We start from the raw sequence: 24,851 nt of genomic DNA on the forward strand, positions 1-24,851 counted from the left end.
ATAAGCAAAGTAGATGGCACGCGTTCGAAACATGATGACATCGGCGGCATTCGTCGCAATGCTCGGCTGCTCGGTCGCGCTGGTGGCTGGGTTTTTCGGAACGCTGCATCCGGCCTTCGATTCCTTCGCTCATTTCCGCGTTCATCTTGCCGTGCTGATGGCGCTTTGCGCGCTGCCCTTGCTCGTGACCTCGTTTCGCCTGCAGGCCGCCACAGCGCTGCTCTTTGCGGGGGCTGCCTTTGCCACCACGTCGAACATCCTGCCAGTGCCCCGCCTATGGCCAGTCCAGGCAGCCTTCGAAGCCAACCCCGGCGACCAGCCCGTTTACCCCGGCGACCAGTCGGCTTATCCCGGTGACAAGGCGGTCTATCGCCTGCTGCAGATGAACCTGCGGTTCAACAACCCAACGCCTGAAAAGGTACTGTCGCTGATCGGCCGGACCCAGCCTGATGTGATTACCCTCGACGAGGTATCCGACATGTGGAAGGCAAAGCTTGGACTGCTGTCCAGCGCCTACCCCTACCGGATCCTCTGCCCTTACCCAAATGGCGTGTTCGGCGTTGCGCTGCTGTCCAGACGGCCGTTTGCCGCCGGCACACAACCACGCTGCGACAGGCGCGGCGCGATTGCCATCGCGACAGTCGATTTAGGCGGAACCGACGTCGACGTCGCAGCCGTGCACCTCACCTGGCCATGGCCGTACAACCAATCACGGCAGATCGGCGGATTGTCGGAAGAGTTCGCATCGCTTGGCGAGACATCGATCATGGCAGGCGACTGCAATGCAGTGCCGTGGAGCGCCGCCGTCCGGCGCGTCGCAGATCTTGGCAAGCTGACCGTGGCGCCTTCGCCGGGGCCGACCTGGCTCTACATCAATCTGCCGGATTTCCTGCGCTTCGCCGGATTGCCGATCGACCAGGTTTTCAGCAAGGGCGCGGTTCTTATCCATTCGGTGTCGAGGCTGGAAGGCACCGGCTCCGACCATCTTCCGCTGATGGTGGAATTCTCGCTCAGGCCGGAACAGAAAAAGCCGGTCGATGAAGATGAAACTGCGACCGCATCCGTGACACAGCACGGCAGGACTCGAGGCTGAGCGCCTACTGCTTGCGCAACAGGGCACCGATGAGGCGTTCGACATGGCCGCCGTGGCGATGCTCGCGCGCGTCGAAGGCGTTCTGTTTCGCCTCGTATTCGGCATAGACGGACTTGATCCGGCGCCTCGCCTCGCGGTGCGTCTTGCTGCAAACCCAGTTGTCGGCGAACTCCAGTCCCGTGATCGATCTTTCGGTCGCCCGCATCATTGTCCTGGCGATGCGGCCATGGTTATGCTCGTGAGCACGAACGCCGGCGAAGAACCGCTTCCAGCGCTTCTGAAGCGCCGGTGTCGCGGCTGAGACCATGCGGGGTAAGGTGTAGGTGAGATCGAGTGTCCCATTGGCCTGCCGCAGCCGACAGACGCCACCCTCCCTGCTGATCTCAAGGTCCCAACTTACGGTATAGGCGGTCAGCGCGATGGCGTGCGTCATAAAGCCGTGCCGCTTCGGACCGTTGCGGTCCATGGCCTCGATCAGGGCGGCGCCCGTGGTTCCTGATATGTCGTACGTCCGGGTCTTGACCAGCACCTTCGTGTCAGCCGATGCCGACGGTGCGTAGCCGCACAAGCCACCAATCGCCACAAGGCACGTCAAAATCGCCAGGCGCATGGTCATCATCTCCGGTCAGAAGGGAAAGGAACCACAAGCGCCGCGCCGCTTCAATGTTTTTTAGAGGCCGCAAAAATAGCGAGCTTTCATTTTGGTCGAGGGTCCCGGTGGGCTTCACACGCTGACGTTGTGTTCTATTGATCCATGCATGACAGCGGCGTATTCGATCGTACGTTAAACGGGCGAGCTTCTGACCGGAACGACCCTCGACTCAGAAGCGGACTGCCTGCGCTTCCGGGCACTCGACGCGCCATGCGTTCGGCAGGGCGCCGCCTTGCGCGCCAATTGCGATCCTTGCGGAATTTCTCAACGCGGCGGGCCCGTCGATCCGCGGACCACCAGTTCAACCGACATGATGATCTGCCTCGGCTGGCCGTTTTCAAACACCATCTGGGCAGCAAGGCGACCCTTCCCGACGATGTCATGCGTGACAGTGGTGAGTGGGGGCGTGGTGCGTGCCGATTCCGCGGTGCCATCGAAGCCCACAACCGACACGTGCTCGGGTATGTTAATGCCGCGACGAACCGCTTCGTCGAGCACGGTGATTGCCTGCCAGTCCGACATGGTCAGGATTGCCGTTGCTTCTGGAAATCGATCGAACACGACAGCTCCGGCCGAAGGGTCGCCAGGGGTGGTTTCGATGATCGGAAAATCATCGACCGACAGATTGACCTCCGTCAAGCCTTGGGCGAAGCCATCAAGCCTTTCATAGTCGAGTTGAAAGCCCGCGGTAATCTTGCCCTTGCCCGGCATGTGGACAATCGGTGGTCCGGATGTGCGCCGGATGGAGAGGATCACAAAATGCCGGTGCCCGAGAGCAGCCAGGTGCCCGACAGCCATCAGCGCTCCGCTCCTGCCGTCGATCCGGATCGAATTGATATCCGGGCCGGCATCGCTTTCGAGGATGACGAATGGCAAGCGCCGGCGCTGCGCCGAGGTGATCAGGTCGATGTCTACGCTATGGCCCAAAATGAAGCCGTCAACCAACGCCTCCCGGATGGTGGAGGTGCGCGTTTCTTCCGTACCGTTGACTAGGCTCAGCGTCGCCCCGGCCTCGTCGCACGCAAGCGAAACGCCAAGCACCAGTTCTCGTCCATATGGGCTTCTAATCACGTCGGCAATGGCATAGGCGCCCGGCGGCATAAACCCGATGGCGTTGAATTTGCCATTACGCAGTACTCGCCCCCTAGGGTCGGGACCATCATAACCAAGCTGGCGCGCCGCAGCTTCGACGCGCTCGCGCACGTCGGACCGCACCAGGTCCGGGTGATTGAAGACATTGGAGACAGTGCCGCGGGAGACCCCGGCAACTCTCCCGACATCCGCGAGGGTCGGCGTTTTGGAATGGTTCACCCCTTCAGTTAAACACTTTTTTGGAGCGCTCCAAGTTTATTCTTGACTCGTCATCATAAAAGGCAGACTCTGCATTGGAGCGCTCCAATAAGCAGAAATAGCAGTTTTGTAAGCATTCTGTGCCAACGAAGGCTCGTGGCGCCGACAGAATTGCATGTACAGGCGACGATCGGCGCTACTCAGATCGACGAGGTCGTGAAGAGCGATCTGACAGGCGTCCGCCCTGATCTGTTCATAATGAGCTGGACGGAGCAGAGCGGTAACTTCGTCGTGCAGGTTCAGGATCACGAGACCAAAGTCGTTCATAATTATGCGCGGCTGGCCGACGGGCAACTGTTCTGTGCGCAGGGAGTCATTCAGCCGGTACCGGCGGCCTGACAGGGTATCACACCGCGCCGCGCGAACTACGCGAACTGTTGTGCGGCCGCTTGACGAATACAGGAGTACATTTCCCTCAAAATAGACCCGTTCACCTTCAGGAGTGTCGTTATGAACACCCTTTCAGAACCAATCTTCGATGTCGCCCAGCTCGCGCATGTCGAACTGCTGACGCCCGATCTCGATGGGACGTTACGCTTCTTCATGGATTTCATGGGCATGCAGGAGACCGAGCGGCGCGGCCAGTCGGCCTATCTGCGCGCCTATGAGGAGCAGTATCACCACTCCCTGAAGGTGACCGAGGCGCAGCACGCCGGACTGGGGCACGTTGCTTGGCGGACGGGCAGCCCACAGGCGCTGGAGCGCCGGGTCGCAGCGGTAGAGGCGACTGGCCTCGGGCGAGGCTGGATCGACGGTGATGCCGGCCATGGCCGCGCCTTCAGGTTCGAAACGCCAGAGGGACACCCGATGGAGCTGCTGTGGGACGTCGACTATGTCAGCATACCGCCGGGGCAGGCTACGAAATTGCTTAACCGCCCGCAGAGACGTCCGCTCAATGGCATTCCGGTTCGCCGAATTGACCACCTGAACCTGATGGCCGCCAACACCGGCGCCTGCCGCGATTTCATGGTTGACGTGCTAGGCTTTCGCGAGCGCGAGCGGGTCGTCGGTGACAACGGGCCGGTGATCGCGAGCTGGCTCAGCGTGACCAACCTTTCGCACGATATCGCAATCGTCCCGGAGCCGACGGAGATGCGTGGACGCTTCCACCACGTCTGTTTCCACTACATTTCGGTTCAGCATCTCTTCGATCTGGCGGAGCTGGCAAAAGAAGCCGGCATTTCGATTGAGCACGGGCCGGGCCGGCACGGTATCGGCGGGGCAACGTTCCTGTACATGCTGGAACCAGGGGGCAATCGCATCGAGGTGATGGGCGATCCCGGCTACATGATCTTCGATCCGGCATGGAAAACCGTGGTGTGGGAGGCGTCCAAGATCGCCGATGCCGTGGTCTGGAGCGGCTCTCCGGTTCCGGATTCCTTCTGGGTCTATGGAACGCCGGTGCCGCAGCCTGTGGAGGATAAAACTATCGCTGCCGTGGCGTAGATTCGGTATTTGCGCAAAGATCAGAACGGCAATTTTCTAGCATCCAATACGCTCGCTAGATGTGCTCGGCATCGCGCGATCCCACGTCGAGTGCAAGATGTGCCAGCAGTCTTTTCGCTCGTTCTGTCAGTTAGTAATGGATGATATACGACGTTACATGTTCTGGTAGACTGGTCCCTCACCACCTTGTGGCGGCACCCAGGTTATGTTTCGGTTCGGATCCTTGATGTCGCAGGTTTTGCAGTGGACGCAGTTCTGCGCGTTGATGACGAAGCGCACGTCCTTCGCCTCGGGATCGGCGGCGGCGTTGCCATCCTTGTCGACCCATTCGTAGACGCCGGCCGGGCAGTAGCGTGTCGAGGGCCCGGCATAGACATCGTGTTCGGAACGCTGCTGCAGGTCCATATCCGCGACCAGCAGGTGGACAGGCTCGTTTTCCTCGTGGTTGGTGTTTGAGAGAAACACCGAGGACAGGCGGTCGAAGGTGAGCACGCCGTCCGGCTTCGGATAGGCGATCTTCTTATGCTTAGCGGCCGGTTCCAGCGTCGCATAGTCGGCCTTGCCGTGCTTCAGCGTGCCGAAAGGCGAGAAGCCGAACAGCGAATTCAGCCACATGTCGAGGCCGCCAATGCCGACGCCGACGACGGTGCCGAAGCGCGACCACAATGGCTTGACGTTGCGCACCTTCTTCAAATCCTTGCCGATATCGGTCGCCCGCCATGCCGCCTCGTAAGTAGCCAGTTCGTCATTGGCACGGCCGGCGCCGATCGCCTCGGCGACGTGCTCGGCCGCCAGCATTCCGGAGAGCACGGCATTGTGCGAGCCCTTGATGCGCGGCACGTTGACGAAGCCGGCAGCACACCCAATCAGCGCGCCACCGGGGAAGGACAGTTTCGGCACTGACTGCCAGCCGCCCTCGGTGATGGCACGGGCGCCATAACCCAGCCGCTTGCCGCCCTCGAATGTGCCTTTGATCGCCGGGTGGGTCTTGAAGCGCTGGAATTCATCGAACGGCGACAGATAGGGGTTCTTGTAATTGAGGTGGACGACGAAGCCGACCGCCACCTGGTTGTCTTCCAAATGGTAGAGGAAGGAGCCGCCGCCGGTCTTCATGTCGAGCGGCCAGCCGAAGGAATGCTGGACAAGGCCTGGCCGGTGGTGCTCCGGCTTGATCTGCCAGAGCTCCTTGAGGCCGATGCCGTATTTGCCGGGCTCGCGGCCGTCGGAAAGATGGTATTTGGCGATCAGTTGCTTGGCCAGCGAGCCGCGCGCGCCCTCGCCGATCAGCACATATTTGCCCATCAGCGCCATGCCCGGCGCGAAGCCCGGGCCATGCGTGCCGTCTTTCTCGACGCCCATGTCGCCGGTGACAACGCCGGTGACCGCGCCCTCGTCGCTGTAAATGAGGCCCACCGCGGCAAAGCCCGGGTAGATCTCGACGCCCAGCGCCTCGGCCTTGGTCGCCAGCCAGCGGCAGACATTGCCGAGCGAAACGATGTAGTTGCCGTGGTTGTTCATCAGCGGCGGCATCAGGATGTTGGGCAGACGGAACGAACCGGCAGGGCCGAGGACCAGGAAATGGTCTGCCGTAACCGGCGTCTTGAACGGATGTCCCTCTTCGTCACGCCAGCCCGGCAGCAGCCGGTCGATGCCGATCGGGTCGACTACGGCGCCAGACAGGATGTGGGCGCCGACTTCGCCGCCCTTTTCCAGGACGACGACGGAAAGCTCGGGATTGATCTGCTTGAGACGGATCGCCGCGCCGAGGCCGGCCGGACCAGCGCCGACGACGACCACGTCGAATTCCATGCTTTCGCGTTCGATCTCGCTCATCAACCCCTCACTGGCTGCCGCATTTGCGCATCTTGCTGGCTTATCCGCTGCATACCGCATCAATTCGCGACGCGAAACCGGCGCTGACGTGACAATGCCGATTTCGTCAAAAAGTCGCGCATCGTACTACAAAATCACGGTTTGCGGTCCACCGGAACATCGATCCCGGCCAGGCCCCATTTCAAGAGAGCCGGCGCCCTGACGTTTTTAATTGTTCGACGGCTTGCTTATCGGCCATACTTCGCACCATGCGCATATACGGGCCAATTGGCTTTTCATCGACGCGCTTTTTTTCCGCGCCCGGACGGATTTGCCGGGCGCTCGTTTTGGCCCTTTTGCCGCTGACGCCCGTTGGCGCCCATGCCGAGCCGCAGAGGGTCTGGGCGGCCGGAGCCTACTCCTTTTCCGACGAGCTGGGCGGCTTCCGCATCACCAGCGCCTCGGGCATCGGGACAAAGGAGGACCCGCTTGTTATCACCGAAGAGCTGAACTCGGCAACACCGGTGACACTGACTATTCGCACGACGAAGCCGATCCATCCCTTCGGTACCGCGGGCCAATTTGCGAACGGCCTCATGTATATGCGCATCGACGTGCTCAACAACAGCGGCCAGGCCTGGGTCGAGTTCCAGTTCGAGCTCCAGGAGGTGCTCCACCGGCCGAGCGTGTTCGGCGACGGCCTATCATTCGACCAGCGCAACAAGACGCCTGACAACATCTGGTCGAGCAGCTTTGCCGATTTCGATCGCGACTTCGAACCCTATGATCGGCTGCTGTTCAAGAGTGGCAAGATCGACCCGCTGACGACAGCAAAATTCGATTACCTGATCACCGACTACACGCCGCGCTGGACGTTCTATCTGGTGCAGGATCCGCGTATACCGTCGAGCTAAGGGTCCTGTTTATGTCGTTCCCAAAACCGCTATGCACCTTCGGGTCAGGCCCGAGGGCATGCTTTCGGGCGACATGCATTACTTGCAAATTCTTGCTGCGCGGCCGAATGTGAAAGCATGACTGCCGTTTCCCGAGACAACCGACCTGCTATCGCCGACCTGCTGGCCTTTTACGCCAGCGCCGGCGTCGATGAAGCGCTCGAAGAGGAGCCGCTGAATAGGTTTGCCGAGGCTGCGTCAAAGTCGCCTGAGCCGGCGCCAGCGACAGTTACGCCGACAACTGGTGAAAACGCCGCACTGCCACGCTCGACAAGCCTGTCACGCGCCGGAATGGGCGAAAGGCAAGCTGCGGCACCGGCGGTGCGCGCCCCGTCCGGTGCGGCGACGGTGCCCGATGAGCAACAAGCGGCATTGGCGCGGCAATTGGCAACGACGGCGACGAGCCTGGACGAGCTTCGCCAGCACATGGCGGCATTCGACGGCTGCAATCTCAAATTCACCGCCAAGAACCTGGTGTTCGCCGACGGCAATCCGAATGCCGCGGTGATGCTGGTCGGCGAGGCCCCCGGCCGCGACGAGGACCTCGAGGGATTGCCGTTCGTCGGCCGCTCGGGCCGGCTGCTCGACCAAATGCTGGCCGCGATCGGACTCGACCGGACCTCGGCCTACATCGCCAATGTCATTCCCTGGCGGCCGCCGGGCAACCGCACGCCGACACCGCACGAGACCGAGATTTGCCGGCCATTCATCGAACGGCAGATCGAGCTGGTCAAGCCGAAGGTGCTGGTCAACCTGGGCGGCCCCTCGGCAAAGACCTTGCTCAACACCACCGAGGGCATCCTGCGGCTGCGCGGCAATTGGCGCGTACACACGACCGCCTCCGGTATTGCCATTCCCGCCATGCCGACCCTTCACCCGGCCTATCTCTTGAGAACCCCCGCTCACAAGAAGCTGGCGTGGCGGGATTTCCTCGAGGTGAAAGCGAAGCTGCGGGCGCTCGGTTGACGACCAGCGTTTCCTCGCCCGCAAAGAGGGGAGAGGAAGCGCTATAACCTGCCCGGTAATTGAAATACATCCGCTGCCGGCCTAGTCATGCGCTCATGACAGCAACCCAGACTTCCGCCGGCAGCCTTATTCGCGAATGGCGCACGCGCCGGCGCATGAGCCAACTCGATCTCGCCATGGAAGCCGAAATCTCGCAACGGCATCTGAGCTTCGTGGAAAGCGGCCGCGCGGCGCCCTCGCGCGACATGGTGCTGCATCTGGCCGAGCAGCTGTCGATCCCGCTGAGGCAGCGCAACCAACTCCTGCTGGCCGCGGGCTTTGCCCCTAGCTTCAGCGAGCGTCCGCTCACCGATACCTCGCTGGCGCCGGCGAGGGCAGCCGTCGAGATCGTGCTCAAGGGGCACGAACCCTTCCCAGCGCTCGCTGTCGACCGGCACTGGAACCTGGTATCGGCAAACGCCGCCATCGGCCCATTCCTCGCCGACGTCGCCGAGGCGTCCTTGCTGACGCCGCCGGTCAATGTGCTGCGGCTCAGTCTGCACCCCGGTGGCGTCGCGCCGCGCATCGTCAACCTCGCCGAATGGCGCGCGCATCTTCTCGATCGGCTGAAACGCCAGAACGACGCTACTGGCGATCCGGTTCTGGTCGAACTGGAGCGCGAGCTTCGGACCTATCCGTCCGGCCTGAACCGCGCGCGGCCGGTGCCGGTCGAGCCGAACGCGATCGTGCACCCGCTGCGGCTCGCGCATGGCGATGCCGTGCTGTCGTTCATCAGCACCATCACCGTGTTCGGCACGCCGCTTGACGTGACGCTGTCGGAACTGGCGATCGAATCCTTTTTCCCCGCCGACGAACAAACGCGGACGGTGCTGGTGCGATTGGCGAAAGACCGGGCCGAGCTGCCCTGATCATCCTTGCGGCGGGGTCGCCTGGCGGGTGCGGGCACGTTCGAGGCCAAGCTGGCGCTCGCGCCAGATGATGAAGATGCCAGCGGCAACGACGATCAGGCCGCCGATGAGCATATGGATCGTCGGGACGTCGCCGAAAGCGAGGTAGCCGACGACTATGCCAAGCAGCATCGACGTGTATTCGAAGGGCGCCACGACCGAGGCCTCGGCGTGGCGATAGGCTGCCGTCATCAGAATCTGAGCGACCCCGCCGCAAAAGCCTGCAGCAATGAGCAGGCCCGCCTGGACCGGGCTCAGCGCCTGCCAGCCGAACGGCAGCGACAGCAACGCCAGGACGCTCGCCGTCACCGAAAACCACAGCACGATGGTTGCCGTAGGCTCGCTCTGGACGAGATTGCGCACCAGCAGCATGGCGACAGCCGAGATCGCTGCCGCGACCAGGGCGGCGATGACGCCGAGCACCTCCTGATCGCCGAGTGCTGCGCCCGAACCCAGCAGCGTCAGTTCCGGCCATGAGATGACCAGCACCCCGACCAGTCCAACCGCAACCGCGCTCCAGCGATAGACGCGGATCGCTTCGCCGAGGAAGATCGAACTGAACACCACCACCAGCAGCGGCTGTGCGTAGTTCAGCGTGATCGCTTCCGGCAGCGGCAGCCGTATCAGCGCGAAGAAGCCAAGCCCCATGGCGCAGACGCCTACAACGCCGCGCGCAATGTGGTTGAGCGGGCGCTTGGTCGAAAACGCGGTGCCAAGCTTTCCCTGGAAGGCCAGGAAGACGACGATCGGAAAGATGGCGAAAAAGGAGCGGAAGAAGACGATCTGGCCGGCCGGCACAGTGCCCGCCGCCTTGATGCAGGACGACATGGCGACAAAGACCGCCACCGACACGATCTTGAGCATGATCCCGGTCAGCGTGTTGTGCCCGCCGGGATGGTCCGTCGGGTTCACTTAGCAGCTGCTTCCTGGATCGCTGCCCAGATGCGCGCCGGCGTTGCCGGCATGTCGATATGCCTGATGCCGTAGGCGCGATAGAGCGCATCCGTCACCGCGTTGAGCGCGGCCGGCGTTGCTCCGATCGTGCCCGCCTCGCCTGCTCCCTTGATGCCAAGTGCATTGGTGGTCGAGGGCACGTTGCGGGTCTCGAAATGGAAGAACGGGAAATCGTCGGCGCGCGGCATGGCGTAATCCATAAAGCTCGCCGTCAACAGCTGCCCGTCGTCGTCATAGACGGTGTTCTCCGTCAGCGCCTGGCCGATGCCCTGGACGACGCCGCCATGCACCTGGCCGGCCAGCAGAATCGGGTTCACGGTGACGCCGAAATCGTCGACGATCGTATAGCGGACAATCTCCGTCATGCCGGTGTCGGGATCGATCTCGACTTCGCAGATGTGGGTGCCGTTCGGATAGGTGCATTCGTCCTGCGCGAATTCGCCAAAGCCCTTGAGATCGTCCGGGTTCTTGGCGGCCATGGCGATGGCCGAAAAATCGATCATGCGGTCGGTGCCGACAATGCGGGCAACGCCGTTGGACAATTCGATGTCGCCGGCCGAGGCTTCCAGCTCATCCGCTGCGATGCGCTTGATCTTGTTGGCCAGATCCTCGCCCGCGCGAGAAGCTGATACACCGCCAAGGGGTATGGAGCGCGAGCCGCCGGTGCCGCCGCCGGCTTTCAGTTCGTCGGTGTCGCCCTGGCGGACATGGATCTTGTCGATGTCGAGATGAAGCTTTTCCGAGAGGAACTGCGCATAAGCCGTCGCGTGCCCCTGCCCGTTGGTCTGGGTGCCGATCTTCAGCGTCACCGTGCCGTTGACGTTCAATTCGACAAAGGCCGGTTCAGAGCCCGGAAAGGCACAGGCCTCGATATAGGTCGCCATGCCGATGCCGCGGATTTTGCCGGCCACCTTCGACTGCGCCAGCCGCTCCGGAAACGCCCGCCACTCCGCCTCTTCGATGGCGCGGTCCATATGGCCTGCGAATTCGCCGGTGTCATAGAGGCGGTCCGTCTGCGTGCGATAGGGAAACTGCTCAGGCCGAATGAAATTGCGCCGGCGGATCTCTTCGACTGGCAAGCCCAGATCGTGGGCGCAGGCGTCGACGAGCTTTTCCAGGAGGAATGCTGCTTCCGGGCGGCCGGCACCGCGATAGGCATCGACCGGGCAGGTATTGGTGTAGAGGCCGGTCACCGAAACATCGAGCGCCTGGATGTCGTAGGCGCCGGTCGACATGGTGACGCCGATATAGGGGATGAATGGGCCGTATTGCGAGACATAGGCGCCGATATTGGCGAGAAGATCGACCTTCATGCCGAGGAAGCGGCCGTCCTTGTCCATTGCCATCTCAGCGGTCACGACATTGTCGCGGCCTTGCGCATCGGTGAGGAAATGCTCGGTGCGGTCGCCGGCCCATTTCACCGGGCGGCCAAGGCGCCTGGCGGCCTCGAGCACCAGCGGATGTTCGCGATAGACGAAGCTTTTCGGTCCGAAGCCGCCGCCGACATCAGGCGTGATGACGCGCAGCTGGTCCTTCCTGATCTTGAACACATCGGCCAGGATGTACTGCATGGAATGCACGCCCTGCGAGCCCGTGGTCAGCACGAAGCGATTCTCTTGCGTGTTCCACTCGCCGATCGCCGAGCGCGGCTCGATGTAGTTGCAGACCAGCCGGTTGTTGATGAACTCTATGCGGGTGACATGCGCCGCCCTGGCGAATGCCGCCGCGGTCTTCGCCTGGTCACCGATGTGGTAGCTGAAGGCACGGTTGGAGCCGAGTTCCGGCCAGACCAGCGGCGTGCCTTCGTCAAGCGCCGTGGCGGTGCCGGACGCGGCATCCTCGGCCTCGTAATCGACCTCGATCAATTCGGCCGCGTCCTGCGCCAGGGTGCGGCTGTCGGCGACGACGAAGGCAACGGCGTCCCCGACATAATTGACTCGGTCGCAGCAAAGGACTGGAATGTCGCGGGTCGGCGCCTTGGTGCCGTCCGGCTGCCTCTGCATGACGCCGGATTTCAGCTTGCCGAGATGAGCAAGATCCGCACCAGTCAGCACCAGATGGACGCCAGGTGCCGCCTTGGCCGCCTCGGTCGAACCGATGGTGAAGCTTGCCTTGGCCACCGGCGATCGCAGGACGTAGCCGTGCAGGAGGCCAGCCGGCTGGATGTCGTCCGTGTAGCGACCGAGACCCTTGATGAAGGCTTGGTCCTCGCGACGCAGCACAGAGGCGCCCATGCCGAATTTCGGTGTGACGACAGTCATGAATGCCTCGCGATGATGATGGGAGAACGAGTGCCTGAAATAGGCGCTGCGCCAGTTTTGTCGAGTGACGGTTTCGTGTAAAGAGCGCGTGCTTCAAATTTCTTAGACCAGCGGACCCACCTGCCGCTGCGGGAATCGACAGGAAACCCCACGGAATGCGCACGGACACCGGCCAGGTCTTCAAGCTCGAAGACTATCGCCCCACCGATTATCTCATTCCGGAAACCGGCCTGACTTTCCGCCTGTCGCCAGAAGCCACGCGCGTCATGGCCGTGCTGACGGTCGAACGCCGCGACGGTGTCGCGGCGTCAGTGCCGCTGGTGCTGGACGGCGATGGATTGACGCTCAGCCGCCTCGCAATCGACGGCCGGACACTCACGCCGGCAGATTTTCTTGCCACGCCCGATCAGCTGACGATCACCACGCTGCCCGCAGCATCCCGCTTCCAGCTCCTGATCGAAACCGAGTTGGCGCCGGCGCACAACGAAGCCCTGATGGGCCTCTATCGCTCCCGCAACGTCTATTGCACGCAATGCGAGGCCGAGGGCTTTCGGCGCATCACCTATTTTCTCGACCGTCCCGATATTCTGTCCGTCTATACGGTGCGCATCGAGGCGCGGCACCACGAGGCGCCACTGCTTCTTTCCAACGGCAACCCGGCTGGCAGTGGCGAACTTGCCGACGGCTGGCATTACGCAGTCTGGCACGACCCCTTCCCCAAGCCGTCCTATCTGTTCGCCCTGGTGGCGGGCGCTCTCGGCAAGGTCGCGGACAGCTTCGTCACGTTGTCTGGCCGGAAGGTCGAGCTCGGCATCTATGTCGAGCCGGGCAAGGAGGGGCTCGCCGGCTATGCCATGGACGCCCTGAAACGGTCGATGAAATGGGACGAGGAGGCGTTCGGCCGCGAATACGACCTCGACGTCTTCAACATCGTCGCCGTATCCGACTTCAACATGGGCGCGATGGAGAACAAGGGCCTCAACATCTTCAACGACAAATATGTGCTGGCCGACCAGGAGACCGCCACGGACGCCGATTTCGCCAATATCGAAGCGATCATCGCGCATGAGTATTTCCACAATTGGACTGGCAACAGAATCACTTGCCGCGACTGGTTCCAGCTTTGCCTGAAGGAAGGGCTGACGGTCTTCCGCGATCACGAATTCTCCGCCGACCAGCGCTCGCGAGCGGTGAAACGCATTGCCGAAGTGCGCACATTGCGGGCACATCAGTTTCCCGAAGACCAGGGACCGCTGGCGCATCCTGTGCGGCCGCGCCGCTACCGCGAGATAAACAATTTCTACACAGCGACAGTCTATGAAAAGGGCTCGGAAGTGGTGCGCATGATCCGTACCATTCTCGGCAGCGAGACGTTCCGGGCCGGCATGGATCTCTATTTCGAGCGTCATGACGGCGAGGCTGCGACGATCGAGGACTTCATCAAGGTGTTCGAAGATGTGTCCGGCCGCGACCTCTCGCAATTTTCGCTCTGGTACCATCAGGCGGGCACGCCCAATCTGACGATCAGTTCGACGCACAATGCGGCAGCGCAGGAGTTCACGCTCGAGATCGAGCAGTCGGTGCCGCCGACGCCGTCCGAAAGCCGCAAGCGGCTGATGCATATTCCGCTTGCCTTCAGCCTAGTCGGCACCGACGGCAAAGCGGTAGCCTATAGCGGCGTCGAGGGCGCCAGCGTCGAGGACGGCGTCATCCATATCCGCAGGCGCCGGCACATGGTGCGCTTCTCGGGCGTTGGCGAGCGCCCGGCGATGTCGCTCAATCGCGGCTTTTCGGCGCCGGTGACGCTTTCCGTCGAGCAGAAGGCCGACGATCAGTTCTTCCTTGCCGGCCATGACAACGATACCTTCTCGCGCTGGCAGGCGTTCAACACGCTTTTGACCGAGGCGCTGATATCAGCCTTCCGCCAGGTCCTTGACGGCCAGCAGCCCGGTTTCGCATCACGGTTGACCGGGCTTGCCGGCAAAATAGCCGGCGACGAGACACTCGAACCGGCGTATCGGGCGTTGGCTGTGGCGCTTCCGAGCGAAGCCGATATCGCCCGCGACATCGGCAAGAACATCGATCCCGATGCCATCTTCTCCGCCCGCGAGGCGCTGACGGCCGCGATCGCCGAGGCCAACCGCGAGATATTCTCCGACCTCTACCATCGACTGGCCGACAAGGACGCTTTCAGTCCGGATGCGACGAGCGCCGGGCGCCGGGCGCTGCGCAACATCCTGCTCGACTATCTCTCGCTGCTGCCGGGAGGTGCGGCGCTTGCGGCCCGGCATTTCCAGTCCGCGACCAACATGACGGACCGCGCCGCCGCACTGACCGTGCTTGCGCTCCGCCACAGCGGTTCGCCCGAGACGGTCAAGGCGCTGGCCGACTTCGAAGCGAAATATACGACCGATCCGCTGGTGATGGACAAATGGTTCCAGATCCAGGCCAGCGTGCCCGGCCCGCAAACCATTTACGCGGTGCGCGCCCTGACCAGCCATCCGGCCTTCTCGATGGCCAACCCGAACCGGGTGCGCTCGCTCGTCGGCACGTTTTCCAGCGCCAACCAGACCGGCTTCCATCGCGCCGACGGCGAAGGCTACAGGTTTTTCGTCGAAACGGTCCTGCAGGTCGAAAAGCGCAATCCGCAGTTGGCCGCCCGGCTGGCGACAGCACTCAGATCATGGCGCTCGCTCGAACCTGCCCGGCAGGCCAAGGCAAGGGAAGCGCTGCTTTCGATCTCCAATGCCGAGAACCTATCGGCCGATTTGCGGGACATCGTCGAGCGCACGCTGGCGTGAGGTTTCCCCTCCCCCTTGAGGGGAGGTGGACAGTCGGCGCCGAACTATTTTAGTCGATTTTTAATCTTTTTTCGCCGCGCCTATGGACAAGCCGAATCACCTTTGATTCTTTAGCTGAAGATTCGGAAGTGCGGCGTCGCCGGATCATCAAGCAGATTTAAAATCGGGGAGAGCCATTTATGGCGAAGGCGGACGCGTGTGGCGCGCCCGGAGGGACAGCTTTTGAGCGGCGTGAGGCGAGAAGCGATGGTCTCGCCGGCAACGCGCGGCTCATCGCCGAACCCGCCTACCGACGGCTTCTGGCAGCCGAGCCATTGTTGCGCCGATCGATACCGGCCCTCATCATCATTTTCCTGGTCGTCATCGCGGCGCTGCGGTTCCTGTCGCTGATGAACGAGCGTGACGGCGTGGAACGCGACGCCAAGGCGATCCTCTCGCTCGCGGCGGGCCAACTGGCCAGTTCGATTAGCGCGGATGCGAACTTGGGCTCAACGCCTGGCGCGACGCAGGACCTGTTGGAGGGCATCAGCCGTCAGGGCGCGATGGGCCGAAGCCACGTGCTTGCGGTCACCGACAGCGCGTTCAAGATCGTTGCCGTGACACGGCAATCGACGGGCTGGGAAGGGCGGTCGCTCGACGCCATCGCCCAGGGCGGTCAGCCGCTGTTCATGTTCGGCGACCGCGCCGGGGTGATGGAGGTCAGAATCGGCGGCCAGGACTGGTACGCGGCGGTGAGCCTGACAAACGGCAGGAACGGTGCTGCCGCAGCGCTCGTTCCGCAGGATGCGGTCTTCGACACCTGGCGCAAGACCGTTTCGCTCAACGTCACGCTGTTCGTGCTGACAGCGGGCGTGCTGATCGTCATCCTCTACGCCTATTTCGGCCAGGCGGCGCGCGCCCAGGCGGCCGACCGCATTTATCTCGAAGCGCACCAGCGCATCGACATGGCGCTGGTGCGCGGCCGCTGCGGTCTGTGGGACTGGGACATGGTGCGCGGCAAGATGTACTGGTCGCGGTCGATGTACGACATGCTGGGCTATGAGCCCTGTGACGCAATGCTGTCGTTCGGCGAGGTCGACGAGATCATCCATCCCGAGGACGGCGACCTGTTCCAGCTCGCCAACAGAATCGTCGCCCGCGAGATCGATCACATCGACCAGGTGTTCCGGATGCGCCATGCCGACGGGCAATGGGTGTGGATGCGCGCAAGGGCGCAGGTGATCGACCCGGAAGCGCCGGAGATCCAGCTGATCGGCATCGCCGTTGACGTCACCGAGCAGCGGCACCTGGCGCTGCGCTCCGAGGCCGCGGATCTTCGCCTGCGAACGGCCATCGAAAACATCAACGAGTCCTTCGTGCTCTGGGATTCCGCCCAGCACCTGATCATGTGCAATTCCAAGTACCAGCAGGACAACGGTCTGTCGGATCGCGACGTGATGCCAGGCGCCTCGCGCGCCGTTCTCGAAGATCGCATGCTTGCCTTCGCTTCGGAGCGCCGGCTTGCCAACACCAACGGGCAGCAAGGCGGCGTGACCTTCGAGCGGCAGCTTGCCGATGGCCGCTGGCTGCAGGTGAACGAGCTGCGGACCAGGGACGGCGGCACCGTCTCGGTCGGCTCCGACATCACCCAGATCAAGCTGCACCAGGAGAAGCTGGTCGACAGCGAGCGCCGGCTGATGGCGACGATCCACGATCTCAGCCTTGCCCGCCGGGCGGAGGAAGAGCGGTCGCGCGAACTGGTCGAGCTCAATCGCAAATACATGAAGGAAACCGAGCGCGCCGAGGCGGCGAACCGGGCCAAATCCGAGTTCCTGGCCAACATGTCGCATGAATTGCGCACGCCGCTCAACGCGATCATCGGCTTCTCGGAGCTGATGGAACAGGCGCTGTTCGGGCCCTTGGGTTCGCCGCGCTACGAGGAATATGCCACCGACATCAACGGCAGCGGCAAATATCTTCTGGGCGTCATCAACGACATCCTCGATATGTCGAAGATCGAGGCCGGCCAGTTCTCGATGGATCAGGAGGAAATCGACCTCTGTCCGCTGATGAGGGAAACGGTGCGCGTCATCTCGCTGCAGGCAGCGGAAAAGTCGATCACCGTCGAAACGCGCATCCCCGATTCACTGACGCTGTTCGCCGACCGCCGGGCGATCAAGCAGATCATTATTAACCTGCTGTCGAATGCGGTGAAATTCACCGGCCAGGGCGGCCGCATTGCGGTAAGGGCCCGCAACACGTCCAGTGCTCTGGTCCTGACGATCGAAGACAATGGCTGCGGCATCCCCAAGGAGGCGCTGAGCAAGCTCGGACGGCCGTTCGAACAGGTGCAGAACCAGTTTTCCAAGAGCCATGCCGGTTCCGGCCTTGGCCTTGCCATCTCACGCTCGTTGGCCGAGCTTCAGGGCGGCGCCTTGAAAATCCGCTCCACCGAAGGCACCGGCACGATCGTGTCGGTGCGCATTCCGATCAAGAAGTCGACGCAGCCGGTCAGGGCCGCCGCCTGACTCTCTGTTGTCGTGAAGCGGTTGGAACTTTCGGAAACGCCGAATGGACAGCGCGCCCGATGCTTTTCGAAACAGGCGTTTGGCGTTGTGACGTCATGATCGTTTCGCACGAAGCAAAAGGTCGAAATCCTTTCTGACCTTTTGCGCTGTCTCCTTGAGGTGCGCTTCCAGCACACCAAAATCCGGCAGGTCGGTAACCGCCAGAAGCAGATCCGAAAGCCCCGGCGGAACGTCGTCCCGTTCGAATACGCCGGTGATGCAGAGCCGCGTCATCTGGGTCAGCGCCAGATAAAGCGCATAAGCATCACAAAGCTCTTGCCTGACCTGGACCTCAGCGAAATCCGGCGCCAGCCTCGACAGGACTTCCGCCGTCCCGGTGATTCGGCGGCCGGCTTCGATCTTTCCCGTGATCACCGCCACCTGCGCGATGAATTCGAGATCGATGAGACCGCCCGGAATCAGCTTGATGTCCCAGAGATCGCGTGGCGGCTTCTCCTTCTCGATCATCGTGCGCATCTCGGACGCCTCGGCCATCACCTTGGCGCTGTCCCGAGGCAGGGCAAGCACCGCCGCCACCTCGGCCTCGGCCTCGGTGCACAGCGTTTGATCGCCACCGATCGCGCGAGCCCTGGACAGCGCCATGTGTTCCCATGTCCAAGCGTCCTTGCGCTGGTACTTCTTAAAGGCATCGACATGGGTTGCCACCGGCCCCTTGTTGCCGGACGGCCGCAAGCGAAGGTCGAGCTCGTAGAGAACGCCCTCGGCGGTCGGCGCGGACACGGCTGATATCAGCCGCTGCGTCATCCTGCTGTAATAGTGGGATGGGGCGAGCGGCTTGTCGCCATCGGATTCTTCGGCATCGGTGTCGTGATCATAGAGCAGGATAAGGTCGACGTCGGAGCCGGCCGTCAATTCGCGACTGCCGAGCTTGCCCATGCCGAGCAGCGCAACGGTGCCGCCGGCGATGCGACCGTGGCGCAGCGCGAACTCGGCGATGACCGCCTGCAGCGCCGCTTCGATGGTGAGATCGGCCAGATCGGAAAAGGCGCGGCCGGCGCGGGCCGGATCGATCGAGCCGGCAAGCAGCCTGACGCCGATCAGGAATTTTTGCTCGGACGCAAAGATGCGCAAGCGGTCGAGCACGTCCTCATAGTCTCTGTCGCCTTCGAGAAAGGCGGCGAGACGGCCGGACAGATAGGCGCGGTCCGGCAGTTCGGTCAAAAGGGCCGGATCAAGCAGGCCGTCAAACACGTGCGGCCGGCGCGTGATGATGGCGGCCAACCGGGGGGCCGCGCCCATGATCGTCGCCAGCAGCTTCAGCAGAGCCGGATTGGACTGGAGCAGTGAGAAGAGCTGGATGCCGGCGGGCAGGCCGGCGAGGAATTCGTCGAAGCGCATCAACGCCTCGTCCGCCCGGCGCGTCTGACCGAAGGATTGCAGCAGCGCCGGCGTCAGTTCGGTCAGCCGCTCGCGCGCCTCGGCCGACTGGGTGACGCGATAGCGGCCGAAATGCCAGCCGCGGATAACCCGGCAGATGTCGCTCGCCCGCTGAAATCCCAGTCTCTGCAGGGTCTGCAACGTATCGGGGTCATCGACATCGCCGGTAAAGACCAGATTGCCGATGCCGGCCGAAAGCTCGGGCGCGGTTTCGAAAAGCGCTGCGTAGTGACGTTCGACCTGATGGAGTGCGGCGCGGAAGGCCTCGGCAAAGACGGCCGCATCGGCAAAACCGAGCATTCGGGCAATGCGTTCGAGCCCTTCGTCATCTTCCGGCAGTATATGGATCTGCTCGTCGGCGACCATCTGGACGGCATGCTCGACACGGCGCAGGAACCAGTATTGCCGAGCGAGCGCGTCGCGCGCATCGGCCGTAATCCAGCCGCGTGCCGCAAGCTGGCCAAGCATCGGCACGGTCTCGCGGCCGCGCAGCTCGGGGAAGCGGCCGCCGGCGATGAGCTGCTGGGTCTGGACGAAGAATTCGATCTCGCGAATGCCGCCGCGGCCGAGCTTGACGTTGTGGCCCTTCACCGCGATCTCGCCGTGGCCCTTGTGGGCGTGGATCTGGCGCTTGATCGAATGGACGTCGGCGATCGCCGCGTAGTCCATGTATTTGCGCCAGATGTAGGGCTGGAGGTCCTTCAGGAACGCAGCACCAGCGGCGAGATCGCCGGCCACCGGACGCGCCTTGATCATGGCCGCGCGCTCCCAGTTCTGGCCACGCGCCTCGTAGTAGCGCAGTGCCGCCTCGACCGGGATCGCCAGCGGCGTCGAACCGGGATCGGGACGAAGCCTGAGGTCGGTGCGGAAAACATAGCCGTGTTCGGTGCGGTCCTGGAGAATGCGGACCAGCCGGCGGGTCAGGCGCGAAAACAGCTCCGTCGCATCGAGCGGATCGACGACGGCTAGCGCCTGCGGGTCGAAGAAAACGACGAGGTCGATGTCGGAGGAGAAGTTCAGCTCATGCGCGCCAAGCTTGCCCATGCCGAGCAGGATCCAGCCCGACCGGCGCGCCGGATCCTCGGGGTCCGAAAGTTTGAGCTTGCCCTGTCCGTGCGCGTCGCGAAGCAGGAAGTCGACAGCAGCGCGGGTGCAGGCGTCGGCAAGATCGCTCAGCCGCCGTACTGTGATTGCAGTTTCAGCCTCGCCTGAAAGGTCGGCCAGCGCGATCAGGATATGCGCTTCCGCTTTCCATTGCCGCAGCTCCATCATCAGGCTGTTTTCAGAAATGCCTTCCGCCCGCCCCGCCTTGTCGATCGCGGAGCCGATCGACGCCAACCGGGTCTCGACGGTCTCATCGAAAAGCGCACCAAGGATCTGCGGGCGGCGGCGCACGGTGCCCCGCAGGAATGGCGACAGATCGAACACTGCCGCGAGGAACTCCTGACTGGCGCCCTTGCCGGCGAGAAATTTCGCGAGCCGGGTAAGCCCGTCTTCCTGCGCGGCGGAAGTGATTTCCGACAATTCCCGCCTGGCGCGGTTCTGATCCAGGGGAGCGAGCTTTGCCGCCGGCTTCAAAAGCCAGTTGGTCTGTTCCCCAGCCGCCCTCACCGCCATCAGCGATCCTCCCGTTCGGGAAAACTCATGACGACGGACAATCCGGGATCGGCGGGCAGAAGATCAAGCCGTCCATTGTGGAATGTCATGATTGCCTTGGCGAGGCTGAGGCCCAGGCCGGAACCCGGCTGCGAGCGGCTTTTCTCCAGCCGCACGAAACGCTCGGTTGCCCTGGCGCGATCGGCATCGTCGGGAATGCCCTGGCCGTTGTCTGTGACGGAAAGCCTGATTTCCCTGCCGACGCGATCGAGCGCCACGCGGACGGTCGGCTTGCAGGTCGAATCGGTCGAATATTTTATAGCGTTGTCGACGATGTTCGATAGCGCCTGGCCGATCAGCTCGCGATTGCCTTCGACGGCGAAGCCATCCTGACCCGAGGTCTCGAGTGTCACCCCCGCCTCCTCCGCCACCGGCTCGTAGAGCTCGACGACATCGTGCACGGACGCAGCCAGATCGACCCGGCTGGTGCTTTCGGAGGAGTAGCCCGCCTCCAACCTGGAGATCATCAGGATGGCGTTGAAGGTCTTTATCAGCTGGTCGGACTCGGCGATCGTCCCTTCCAGCGCCTGGCGGTAGTCGGTAGTGCTGTGCTTGCCGGAAAGCGTCGCTTCGGCACGGTTGCGCAACCTGGTCAGCGGTGTCTTCAGATCGTGGGCGATGTTGTCGGAGACCTGCTTCAGCCCTTCATTCAGCGTGGCGATCCTGGCCAGCATGGAATTGAGGTTTTCCGACAGCCGGTCGAACTCGTCGCCGGCCCCGGTGACCGGCAGCCGGCCGGAGAGGTCACCGCCCATGATACGGCGGCTGGCTTCCGATACGATGTCGATGCGCTTCAGCGCTGCGCGGCCGACAAAGAACCAGATCAGGAGCCCGCCGAGCGCCATCATGCCGAGCGCCAGCATCAAGGCGCGACGGATGACGGCGCGGAACCGCTCAGGCTCGCCGAGATCGCGGCCGACGAGCATGATCATCTGGTTTGGCAGGCGCAGCACCAACGCGATGGCGTTGTGGCCCTTCTCGCCTTCGACCTGGACTTCGCTCTGACTGGGTTTGTTTGGGTCGGCCACCGGGTTGCGTTGCCGCTCGAGCTCGCCCTCGCCGAAGCGCCGGTAGGAAAACGGCTCCGTCGTCCAGCCCTCGGCTTCGAGAACGCCAGGCTCCAGGCTCTGAACGTTTCCGGTCAGGATCTGGCCGTTGGTGTCGGCAATCAAATAGAGATTGGCGCCGGGCTGGCGGGAGCGCTGCTCGACCACGCGGACCAGCAGCGGCAAGCCGCCGCGCTGGTAGGCCCGGGCGAGGCCGAGCACTTCGTCGTTGATGGTCTCTTGCGTTAGGCCGGTCAGCATGCGTGCAGAGAGCGAAGTCATGTAGAAGACGAGCAGCACCGCGCATATGGCGAACAGCAGGAGATAGAGCGCCGAAAGCCGCGCTGCCGTCGTCTTCATGATGGCCGGCATGGAAAGAGCCATGCTACCCGCTCTTGAGCATATAGCCGGCGCCACGAACCGTGTGCAGGATCGGCTTGTCGAAGCCCTTTTCGATCTTGCCGCGCAGCCGCGAGACGTGAACGTCGATGACGTTGGTCTGCGGATCAAAATGATAGTCCCAGACATTTTCCAGCAGCATGGTGCGCGTCACCACCTGGCCGGCATGGCGCATCAGATATTCCAGCAGGCGGAACTCGCGCGGCTGCAGCGTGATTTCGCGCGCCGCGCGCCGCACCGAATGAGAGAGCCTGTCGAGCTCGAGATCGCCGACCCGGTAGAGGGTTTCGGCTTCCCTGGCGCTGGCGCGCCGGTTCAGCACCTCGACCCGGGCCAGAAGCTCGGAAAAGGCATAGGGCTTGGTCAGATAGTCGTCGCCACCGGCGCGCAAGCCGGTGACCCGGTCGTCGACTTCGCCGAGCGCCGACAGGATCAGCACCGGCGTCGTGTTGCCCCTGGATCTCAGACCGGCGATGACCGACAGGCCGTCGCGGCGCGGCAGCATGCGGTCGATGACCATCACGTCATAGTCGCCGGAGTCAGCGAGCGCGAAGCCGGTTTCGCCGTCGCCGGCGACATGGGCGGTGTGTCCGGCCTCGGTAAAGGCTTTCTGGAGGTAATCGGCCGCTTCGCGATCGTCTTCTATGACGAGAATCTTCATGGGACCGTTATACGCGATTTCGCTGGAAGATTGAGTGGCCGGCATATGTATCGTGGCCTTCATCAGGGCGTTCGCGAACAAAGTGATTCAAGGATGCGCAGTAAGTCTTTGTTTTGGAATGTCGCTGACGCCGAGCCGCCGGCACCCTCGGATCAAGCCCGAGGCGGGCTTTTGGGCGACCTGGTTTGTTGTTTGACATGCCGTCATGCTTTGTTCGAGCGGCAGCGGGCTCCCATCGCCCGCTGCCGCTGGGGCGGAACACGATGACTGACTAACTAATGTATTCAAGCCCCGTGCTTTCCCGTGCGGCGGCTCGGGGGTGTTTGAAACCGCCGCACCGGAAAAGTGTGGACGTCAGCCCTTTGCGACAGGCAGCGCGACGAAGCGGTTGCTATCGTCGCGGGTGATCTGCATCAGCACCGCCTTGCGGCCCGACTTCACCGCATCGGCCATGGCCTTGGCGACGTCGTCGGTGCCATTGACCTCCGTCGAATTGACCGAGGTGATGACGTCGCCGGGCTGGATGCCGCGATCGGCGGCATCGCTGTCGGGATCGACATCGGTTACCACAAGCCCTTTGCCATCGTCGGACCTGGTGACGGTGAGACCGAGATCGGCCAGCGTATCGGCCTTTGCCGGAGCGGAAGGCTGCTGGTCGGCCGAAGCCTGCTTGTCGCTCGAAGGCAGCGTGCCGAGATCGACCTTGACGGTCTCACTCCTGCCGTCACGCCACAGCGTGACGTCGACGGGCTTGCCGGGCTGGTAAGCGCCGATCAGACGGGCGAGTTCCTTTGGCGAAGCGACGTCCTTGCCGTCCACCTGAGTGATGACGTCACCGGCGGTGATGCCGGCCTTCTTGCCGGGACCATCCTCCTGCGCGCTGGAAACGAGCGCACCCTTATCGGACTTCAGCCCGAGCGATTCGGCGATTTCTGAGGTGACCGGCTGGATCTCGACGCCAAGCCAGCCGCGCTGGACGGTGCCGTCCTTCATCAGATCCTGCACGACCTGTTTGGCCGTCGAGGCGGGAATGTCGAAGGCAATGCCCACGCTGCCGCCGGACGGCGAGAAGATCGCGGTGTTGATGCCGACAACCTGACCGTTGAGGTTGAAGGTCGGGCCGCCCGAATTGCCGCGGTTCACCGAGGCGTCGATCTGGATGAAGTCGTCATAGGGGCCGGCGCCGATATCGCGGCCACGGGCCGAGACGATGCCGGCGGTGACCGTGCCGCCGAGGCCGAACGGATTGCCGACAGCCACGACCCAGTCGCCGACGCGAACCTTGGAATCGTCGGCGAAGTCGACATAGGTGAACTTGCCGTCGCCTTCGACCTTGAGCACAGCGAGGTCGGTGCGCGGATCTGTGCCGACCAGCTTGGCGTCGAGTTCCTTGCCGTCATGCATCACCACCGTGAAGGACGAGCCGTCTCCGACGACATGGTTGTTGGTGACGAGGTAGCCATCCTCGGAGATGAAGAAACCGGAACCCTGGGCGACCGGCCGCGGCTGGCGGTCACGGCGTTCGAAACGCCGCATTCCATCCCGGCCATCCTGATCGCCAAAGCCACGGAACTCCCTGAAGAAGCGGCGCAATTGCGGATCGTCGGGAAGATCGCCGAAGGCGTCGGGCAGGTCGGAGCCGTCGTCGGCGGTCGTTTCTATCTTGGCTTTGACGCGGACACTGACGACCGCCGGCGAAACGCGCTCGACCACGTCGGCGAAGCTCGGGACCTGCGGTGCCTCGACACGCACCGCCTCGGCCAGGACCGGGGCTGTCCCGGTGGCAACCGCGCCGAAGCCGATCGCGCCGGCAATGGCCACTGAAGCGGCGGCAGCCAACAGGCGTTTGCGGGTGCGGGGATTTGAATTGGGGGCAATATTCATGGGTCTCGTATCCTCTTTCAAGGGAT

17 protein-coding genes are annotated in these 24,851 nt (G+C 63.0%); 8 read left to right on the forward strand and 9 right to left on the reverse strand.

Going from position 1 to position 24,851, the window contains the following annotated elements; translation table 11 throughout:
* Nucleotides 1–13 precede the first annotated feature (13 nt).
* Complete coding sequence (locus tag ACWTU8_RS17125; RefSeq protein WP_455849103.1) at nt 14–1,093, forward strand: endonuclease/exonuclease/phosphatase family protein; 1,080 nt, start codon at nt 14–16, stop codon at nt 1,091–1,093.
* A gap of 4 nt (nt 1,094–1,097) precedes the next feature.
* Here the strand turns inward: ACWTU8_RS17125 and ACWTU8_RS17130 are convergent, their stop codons facing one another.
* Both ACWTU8_RS17130 and ACWTU8_RS17135 read right to left on the reverse strand, forming a co-directional pair.
* Nucleotides 1,098–1,703 carry a DUF922 domain-containing protein gene (locus tag ACWTU8_RS17130; protein WP_455849104.1) on the reverse strand — a complete coding sequence of 202 codons (606 nt, stop codon included), beginning with the start codon at nt 1,701–1,703 and terminating at the stop codon, nt 1,098–1,100.
* 306 nt (nt 1,704–2,009) lie between these two features.
* Nucleotides 2,010–3,056, reverse strand: a complete 1,047-nt coding sequence (locus ACWTU8_RS17135) for a LacI family DNA-binding transcriptional regulator (protein WP_455849105.1) — start codon at nt 3,054–3,056, stop codon at nt 2,010–2,012.
* 135 nt (nt 3,057–3,191) lie between these two features.
* Between ACWTU8_RS17135 and ACWTU8_RS17140 the strand changes: the two genes are divergently transcribed.
* Both ACWTU8_RS17140 and ACWTU8_RS17145 read left to right on the forward strand, forming a co-directional pair.
* Nucleotides 3,192–3,434, forward strand: coding sequence for a MoaF-related domain-containing protein (locus tag ACWTU8_RS17140; protein WP_455849106.1), 243 nt, complete (start codon nt 3,192–3,194; stop codon nt 3,432–3,434).
* A 111-nt stretch (nt 3,435–3,545) separates the two neighbouring features.
* Entirely contained in the window at nt 3,546–4,541 is a 996-nt protein-coding gene (locus tag ACWTU8_RS17145) for a VOC family protein (RefSeq protein ID WP_455849107.1), read from the forward strand.
* A gap of 153 nt (nt 4,542–4,694) precedes the next feature.
* Here the strand turns inward: ACWTU8_RS17145 and ACWTU8_RS17150 are convergent, their stop codons facing one another.
* Nucleotides 4,695–6,374: an electron transfer flavoprotein-ubiquinone oxidoreductase gene (locus tag ACWTU8_RS17150; RefSeq protein WP_455849108.1), complete on the reverse strand. Its 1,680-nt coding sequence runs from the start codon at nt 6,372–6,374 to the stop codon at nt 4,695–4,697.
* 248 nt (nt 6,375–6,622) lie between these two features.
* Here ACWTU8_RS17150 and ACWTU8_RS17155 point away from each other — a divergent pair, with 248 nt between their 5' ends.
* From ACWTU8_RS17155 to ACWTU8_RS17165, 3 genes are all read left to right on the forward strand, one after another.
* Nucleotides 6,623–7,267 (forward strand): hypothetical protein, encoded by a 645-nt coding sequence (locus ACWTU8_RS17155; RefSeq protein WP_029354563.1) that lies wholly within the window; start codon nt 6,623–6,625, stop codon nt 7,265–7,267.
* Nucleotides 7,268–7,384: 117 nt separating this feature from the next.
* A complete protein-coding gene (locus ACWTU8_RS17160) occupies nt 7,385–8,272 on the forward strand; it encodes a uracil-DNA glycosylase (RefSeq protein ID WP_455849109.1) in 888 nt (295 codons plus the stop codon).
* A 95-nt stretch (nt 8,273–8,367) separates the two neighbouring features.
* Nucleotides 8,368–9,180 (forward strand): helix-turn-helix domain-containing protein, encoded by an 813-nt coding sequence (locus tag ACWTU8_RS17165; protein WP_455849110.1) that lies wholly within the window; start codon nt 8,368–8,370, stop codon nt 9,178–9,180.
* Here the strand turns inward: ACWTU8_RS17165 and ACWTU8_RS17170 are convergent, their stop codons facing one another.
* Together ACWTU8_RS17170 and ACWTU8_RS17175 are read right to left on the reverse strand one after the other, a co-directional pair.
* A complete protein-coding gene (locus ACWTU8_RS17170) occupies nt 9,181–10,083 on the reverse strand; it encodes a DMT family transporter (protein ID WP_455849604.1) in 903 nt (300 codons plus the stop codon).
* 44 nt (nt 10,084–10,127) lie between these two features.
* On the reverse strand, nt 10,128–12,434 hold the full coding sequence (locus ACWTU8_RS17175; protein ID WP_455849111.1) for a xanthine dehydrogenase family protein molybdopterin-binding subunit: 2,307 nt from the start codon (nt 12,432–12,434) through the stop codon (nt 10,128–10,130).
* 155 nt (nt 12,435–12,589) lie between these two features.
* Here ACWTU8_RS17175 and pepN point away from each other — a divergent pair, with 155 nt between their 5' ends.
* On the forward strand, nt 12,590–15,235 hold the full coding sequence (gene pepN / locus ACWTU8_RS17180) for an aminopeptidase N (RefSeq protein ID WP_455849112.1): 2,646 nt from the start codon (nt 12,590–12,592) through the stop codon (nt 15,233–15,235).
* A 179-nt stretch (nt 15,236–15,414) separates the two neighbouring features.
* Nucleotides 15,415–17,742, forward strand: a complete 2,328-nt coding sequence (locus ACWTU8_RS17185) for a PAS domain-containing sensor histidine kinase (RefSeq protein WP_455849113.1) — start codon at nt 15,415–15,417, stop codon at nt 17,740–17,742.
* Nucleotides 17,743–17,835: 93 nt separating this feature from the next.
* Here ACWTU8_RS17185 and ACWTU8_RS17190 read toward each other — a convergent pair whose 3' ends face one another.
* From ACWTU8_RS17190 to ACWTU8_RS17205, 4 genes are all read right to left on the reverse strand, one after another.
* A complete protein-coding gene (locus ACWTU8_RS17190) occupies nt 17,836–20,796 on the reverse strand; it encodes a bifunctional [glutamine synthetase] adenylyltransferase/[glutamine synthetase]-adenylyl-L-tyrosine phosphorylase (protein WP_455849114.1) in 2,961 nt (986 codons plus the stop codon).
* Nucleotides 20,796–22,265: an ATP-binding protein gene (locus ACWTU8_RS17195; RefSeq protein WP_455849115.1), complete on the reverse strand. Its 1,470-nt coding sequence runs from the start codon at nt 22,263–22,265 to the stop codon at nt 20,796–20,798. Before ACWTU8_RS17195 ends, ACWTU8_RS17190 begins: the two co-directional genes overlap by 1 nt.
* Nucleotide 22,266: 1 nt before the next feature.
* Nucleotides 22,267–22,941: a winged helix-turn-helix domain-containing protein gene (locus ACWTU8_RS17200; protein ID WP_455849116.1), complete on the reverse strand. Its 675-nt coding sequence runs from the start codon at nt 22,939–22,941 to the stop codon at nt 22,267–22,269.
* A gap of 354 nt (nt 22,942–23,295) precedes the next feature.
* Nucleotides 23,296–24,825: a DegQ family serine endoprotease gene (locus ACWTU8_RS17205; protein ID WP_455849117.1), complete on the reverse strand. Its 1,530-nt coding sequence runs from the start codon at nt 24,823–24,825 to the stop codon at nt 23,296–23,298.
* Nucleotides 24,826–24,851 lie beyond the last annotated feature (26 nt).

The organism is Mesorhizobium sp. BHbdii, from assembly GCF_053848045.1.